This is a genomic window from Neobacillus drentensis (assembly GCF_036966985.1).
Taxonomy (GTDB): Bacteria; Bacillota; Bacilli; order Bacillales; family Cytobacillaceae; genus Neobacillus; species Neobacillus drentensis_E.
Genome location: NZ_JBALSN010000599.1, coordinates 1 through 5649, shown reverse-complemented (window position 1 = coordinate 5649; position 5649 = coordinate 1). Strand labels below are relative to the sequence as shown.

Sequence of the window (5649 nt, the reverse complement as noted above, 5' to 3'; positions counted from 1 at the left end):
GGCTAAACCGGTAATAAAGCCCATAAACGGCCCCATTGCCTTTCGGGCATAGGCAGACGGTCCGCCGGCATGAGGGATGGAAGTTGAAAGCTCAGAATAACTAAAAATAAAGGTCGTATAAAAGACAATAATAATCAGTGCGGCAATTCCGAGGCCAATGGTGCCTCCTGATTCAAAACCATAGTTCCATCCAAAATATTGGCCGGATATGACCATCCCTACAGCAATACCCCAGAGATGAATTGGTTTAAGCGCTTTTTGTAAATGGTTGTTTCCCTGCTCCATAAACCCTTCCCCTTTCAAAATAAATCTCCTGGAAATATAAAAGTAAAACCATATCCCATACATGACTAATTCCAAAACTAGGTGTTACTAGTTTAATATAGAATTGTAGAAGGATTCACAGGATATATTATCCAAATATTATTGTGTCTTCAAAATCGACATAACCTTCCGAACAGATTGGGCTGATTGATCAAGGGCTGTTTTTTCTTCAGGGGTTAACGCAATTTCAATGATCGTTTCAATCCCATCGCCGCCTAGGATCGTTGGAACCCCTAGATATAAATCCTGATAGCCATATTCCCCTTCCAGATAGGCAATACATGGCAAGATTCGTTTTTTGTCCTTTAATATGGCTTCAGCCATTTGGACCATCGAAGCTGCCGGGGCGTAGTAGGCACTGCCTTGACCTAGCAAACTGACAATCTCGCCTCCTCCTTTACGCGNNCCACAATCGCTTCAATTCGGTGAGGCGGGAGAATTTTATCAAGCGGGATTCCGCCGGCATAAGAGAATCGAACCAATGGGACCATATCATCACCATGCCCGCCAAGGACAAAACCTGAAATATCCTCCACTGACACATTCAATTCCTGTGCAACGAAAGTGTTGAAACGCGCAGTATCTAAGACACCGGATTGACCGATAACCCTATTTTTAGGAAACCCTGTTGTTTTATAGCAAACATAGGTCATCGCATCAACAGGATTACTTAAAACAATAATATAGCTATTCGGCGCATATTTTTTAATATTTTCCGAGACTTGCTCGATAATTTTTGCATTAGTAGAAACCAAATCATCCCGGCTCATCCCTGGTTTCCGCGGCAGCCCTGCCGTGATTAACACTAAGTCAGCATCCTGTATATCCGCATAATCTGAGGTACCCGTTATATTTGCATTAAAGCCTTGGACGGGGCTGGCTTCCAGCATATCCAGTGCCTTCCCTTTGGTCGGATCGTTTTGAGATGGGATATCAACCAGAACGACATCTCCTAATTCTTTTTGTGCAATCATCAGCGCAGCTGTTGCACCCGTAAATCCTGCACCAACCACTGCAATTTTTTTACGTTTGAAAGCCATTTTTCTTCCTCCATTCTTTTAAAAATTATTCTGTTTGTGCTGGAGGCTCATCTTGTTTTGCTCTTTGACCCCTTTTTGCTGGTTTTGGTTTCTCCTCGCCCTTTTTCGGCGCCTGTGCCAACATTTGCCCTACACCCTCATCCGGTCGCGGGATCACATGCGCAGTAACCAGCACCCCGACACTTTGAGCTGCATACTTTCCGGCATCGACCGCTGCCTGGACAGCCCCGACATCTCCTTCTACTAATATCGAAACGAGTCCGGCATCCACTTTTTCTTTTTTAACTAAACGTACATCCGCTGCTTTCACCATAGCATCTGCGGCAACGATCGAGGCAATCAGCCCTCTTGTTTCGATCATTCCTAAAGCTTTTGACATCGTTTACGCACCTCCTTCTGCATCAATAGAATCAATAATTCCAATAATGACAGCATCAATCGGCAGTCTATGGTCACCGATAATATTTGCCGCCGCACTTCCCGTTGTGACCATCACTTTATCTCCGACTCCGGCACCAATCCGATCCACCGCAATAAACGGTGAAAGGATCGGCGCCCCGGATGGAAGCTCCGGCTGGACAAATAAATATTTTAATCCTGTGAGATTTTCTTCCTTCCTTGTCGCCCACACATTTCCAATCACCGTTCCAACTAACAAAAAATCATCCCCTTAAACTAATCCATAATCCGGATGGTTTTTTTCAGTTCTCTTGCGGCATCCCGTGCCATTGGAGTCACAACGGTGCCTTTCCGAACCGAAATCATCTCGTACTGGCATGACNNTTGAACTTCTTTTGGTACCTTTTGTTCAGGTGCTACGTGAGTGGTCACAGGCGGGGGTTTTACTAAAGGCTCCCCATCCTTGAAAAGGAAACCAGCCTGACCGCTTGTAATGAACCCGGCATTGGCTTCATCGGTATCGATATGCATCTCAAGCCGATATCTCGGTGAAACCCTAATCAGCACTCCTTCAAGCGAAACCGGGCGTTCCCCTTCTGTTCGGATTCGTACATACTCACCGTTTTCTACGCCAAAATAAGCGGCATCCTCAGGGTGCATATGAATGTGAGCCTGGGCAATGATCAGTCCTTCATGTTTATAAATACTTCCTTTGGGCCCTACCAGAGTAATCGGTGCAGAACCAGCAATATTGCCCGATTCCCTTAGGGGTGCGTTTAACCCAAGCTTTACTGCATCTGTTCTGCTGACTTCCACTTGTGTTAAAGAACGGGCCGGACCGAGGATTCGCACTTTTTCAATGCTTCCTCTTGGTCCGACAATGACTACCGTTTCATTAGCCGCAAATTGACCAGGCTGAGACAAGTCCGCTTTTTTCGTTAACTCATACCCTTTGCCAAAAAGCGTTTCTAAATCAGCTTGACTTAAGTGGCAATGGCGTGCAGAGACAGCCATCGGGATTGTATTGGGTTTGGAGTCCTTTTTTAACAATTGCTGAATCACTTCTTCAACAACTGTTCGAATAGATTGTTCATTCATCGAACTGGCTCCTTACTTCTTATACTTCCACTTCTAATTTTGGCAAAATGCTCTCTAATTCATTGTGCGGACGTGGGATGACATGAACAGATAATAGTTCACCAACACGTTCTGCTGCTGCTGCGCCTGCTTCTGTTGCCGCTTTAACCGCACCTACATCTCCGCGTACAAGAACCGTTACAAGCCCGCCGCCCACATGTACTTTTCCGACTAAATGGACGTTTGCTGCCTTTACCATTGCATCTGCTGCTTCCACGGATGCTACCAAACCTTTTGTTTCTACCATTCCTAATGCAGTTAATTCTCTAGCCATTGTCAATTCCTCCTATTAATTCATTTGATATTTTTTTAATACTTGATTTACCAATTCAGAAATTACCTGGGGATCTAGCTGATCCGATCCATTTACATTACTTAAAACCTGATTCACAATCTCATCTACATGGTTGCTGGCCCCCCACTGTGGAGAAGCACTTTTGCTGGATGGCTTTGGAACGTTAACCTCTTTTGTTCCATAGGCCATTCTTTTGATATTGATTAAATGGCGGGCCGTTAGATTGTCTGAAGTAATATTACCGCCAAATGATCCACAGCCAAGTGTCAGCGAGGGCATCAATTCCGTTGTGGCTCCAACCGCACCAATGGAAGAAAGAGTATTCACCATCAGTCGTGATACTGGCATGAATAGCGCAAATTCACGGGCTACATTGTCATCATTGGTGTGAAGGGATAAACTATGTCCCATCCCGCCTAAATTTAAGATTTTCACACACAGCTCTTTTGCATTTTCATAACTTTCAGCTGTATAAATCGGAAAGATCGGCGAAAGTTTTTCAATGGAAAAAGGAACTTCCTTCCCTATCCGCGTTTCTTCCGCAATTAAAATCGTTGTGTCGCCAGGAACGGAAATACCCGCCAATTCCGCAATCTTGACAGCACTTTGACCAACAATTGCCGGATTCAACTTTCCTGGCAATGGAGAAATCACCTTTTCTAAAAGTGATTTCTCCTGTTCATTTAAGAAATAGGCTCCATTATTTTTAAGCTCCCTTACGGCCATTTCTTTGACATTTTGGTCAACCACAATGGCTTGTTCCGTTGCACAAATCGTGCCGTTATCAAACGTTTTGCTTTGAACAATCATTTTCACCGCTTTTTCGATATTGGCGGTTTTTTCGATATAGACGGGCACGTTTCCAGGACCGACACCATAGGCAGGCTTACCTGAACTGTAGGCAGCCCGGACTAAATCTTTTCCGCCAGTTGCTAAAATCAAATTAATATCACGATGGTGCATTAATTCAGTGGTTGCTGCCATTGTTGGTTTTGAGATCCAGCCAATAATTCCGTCCGGCGCTCCCGCATCAACGGCTGCCTCCAAACAAATCTTTAAAGCGGCGACTGAGCATTTCACTGCCCGTGGGTGCGGACTAAATACGATTCCATTTCTTGTTTTTAGTGCGATTAATGCTTTAAAAATCGCACTCGAAGTTGGATTTGTCGTTGGAATGATCCCGGCAATCACCCCAAAAGGTGAGGCGACTTCGATTATTTTCTTTGTACGGTCCTCATTAATGATTCCAACTGTCTTCTCGTTTTTAATAGATTCATAGACAGCAAGTGAACCGACGTCATTTTTCATTTTTTTATGTTCGACTACACCCATTCCGGTTTCTTCGACCGCCATCTGGGCTAATTCAAGTGATTTGGCAGCAGCCGCTTCGGCAGCCCGTTTCACAATTTTGTCGACTTGTTCTTGAGAAAACGCCAAGTACTTTTGCTGTGCTTCTTTCGCTTTCTGAACGGCATCCCGCATTTCCTGAATGGATTGTAAATCTAAATCGAATGGCAACAGGGACACTCCTTTCTCTCTTGTTTTTTGTGTAAAAAATTACACGTATGCAGCATTATCCGCCATTATAAAGGAATCTAATACTGTCGTGGATTTCTCGCAATCTCGATAATCACAGCACGAAAAGCATCCGCTGCCGCCTGGCATGCCGATTGCGAGCCGGTCAATAACCCACCTCCGAAGTTTGTTTCCGAAGGCGGACCAAAAAACTTCACCAGCTCTACATCCGCAGCCTTTAACGCCGCATCCATTCCATACACCGCTTCAAGCGGCGGGGCAATCAAATAGGCTAGTGCTTCTCCTTGATTAATCCCTGCCTCAGCTGATAGATAAGAACCGGTTCTTGCCACTACATGGGCATACAATGCATGGCTTTTTTCCTCATTGATTGCCTCAAAATACGCTTCATTTTCTGCGGTTTGAATCACCGCATCAATCCCGCTTTTCACTTCATCTGGACTTGGCCCGGCCAACACGCCGATCATTTCACCAGACAATGGCCCTGATGCATGCGCAGAACCTGCGTAGAAGGACTTTGCATAGACGACATCAACATCTACGCGTTTTGTTGCTTCATCAAGAGCTGTATAGCCGACATCGTCAATCGTTGAGGTAAAAATCGCTAAACTCCGTTGATGGGGTTTTAACTGAAACTGAGCTGCTAAGGCAGGGTCAACATTTGGAATAATCCGAACAGCCAAGATATTTGCATGAATTCGTTCTAATGCCATTTATTAACCCTCCCCTTATTGCTCTTTTTGTACCAGCGAAACACCGCTGGCTTCATATTTTAATATTTTTTGCACGACCGTTCCGATATAGGCGCCGGCCTCCACTGGTGGAATGCCGCCCTTATGAATATTGGATATGACCATCCGGTCGGCCTCAATGGTGCCGTGGCGTGGTTCGTAGCAGAGATACGCACTTAACGATTCC

8 protein-coding genes and 1 pseudogene are annotated in these 5649 nt (G+C 45.0%); all 9 read right to left on the bottom strand.

Annotated elements, in window-relative coordinates:
* Nucleotides 1-285: amino acid permease (locus tag V7659_RS28725; RefSeq protein WP_335543463.1), on the bottom strand; the 285-nt coding region annotated here is incomplete at its 3' end.
* A 138-nt stretch (nt 286-423) separates the two neighbouring features.
* Nucleotides 424-1364, bottom strand: a pseudogene (mdh, locus tag V7659_RS28720) (malate dehydrogenase).
* Between the two features lie 25 nt (nt 1365-1389).
* Nucleotides 1390-1743 carry a BMC domain-containing protein gene (locus tag V7659_RS28715; RefSeq protein ID WP_283879503.1) on the bottom strand — a complete coding sequence of 118 codons (354 nt, stop codon included), beginning with the start codon at nt 1741-1743 and terminating at the stop codon, nt 1390-1392.
* A 3-nt stretch (nt 1744-1746) separates the two neighbouring features.
* On the bottom strand, nt 1747-2022 hold the full coding sequence (locus tag V7659_RS28710) for a EutN/CcmL family microcompartment protein (RefSeq protein ID WP_335543462.1): 276 nt from the start codon (nt 2020-2022) through the stop codon (nt 1747-1749).
* Between the two features lie 17 nt (nt 2023-2039).
* Nucleotides 2040-2777 carry a phosphate propanoyltransferase gene (gene pduL / locus V7659_RS28705; RefSeq protein ID WP_438825878.1) on the bottom strand — a complete coding sequence of 246 codons (738 nt, stop codon included), beginning with the start codon at nt 2775-2777 and terminating at the stop codon, nt 2040-2042.
* Nucleotides 2778-2880: 103 nt separating this feature from the next.
* The gene (locus tag V7659_RS28700) at nt 2881-3174 is read right to left on the bottom strand and encodes a BMC domain-containing protein (protein WP_144555092.1); all 294 of its coding nucleotides are present in this window, start codon (nt 3172-3174) and stop codon (nt 2881-2883) included.
* 15 nt (nt 3175-3189) lie between these two features.
* Complete coding sequence (locus V7659_RS28695; protein WP_335543461.1) at nt 3190-4713, bottom strand: aldehyde dehydrogenase family protein; 1524 nt, start codon at nt 4711-4713, stop codon at nt 3190-3192.
* A gap of 77 nt (nt 4714-4790) precedes the next feature.
* The gene (gene eutL, locus V7659_RS28690) at nt 4791-5444 is read right to left on the bottom strand and encodes an ethanolamine utilization microcompartment protein EutL (protein ID WP_335543460.1); all 654 of its coding nucleotides are present in this window, start codon (nt 5442-5444) and stop codon (nt 4791-4793) included.
* A gap of 15 nt (nt 5445-5459) precedes the next feature.
* Nucleotides 5460-5649 (bottom strand): ethanolamine ammonia-lyase light chain EutC (locus V7659_RS28685; RefSeq protein ID WP_335543459.1); only part of this gene is annotated, 190 nt, incomplete at its 5' end.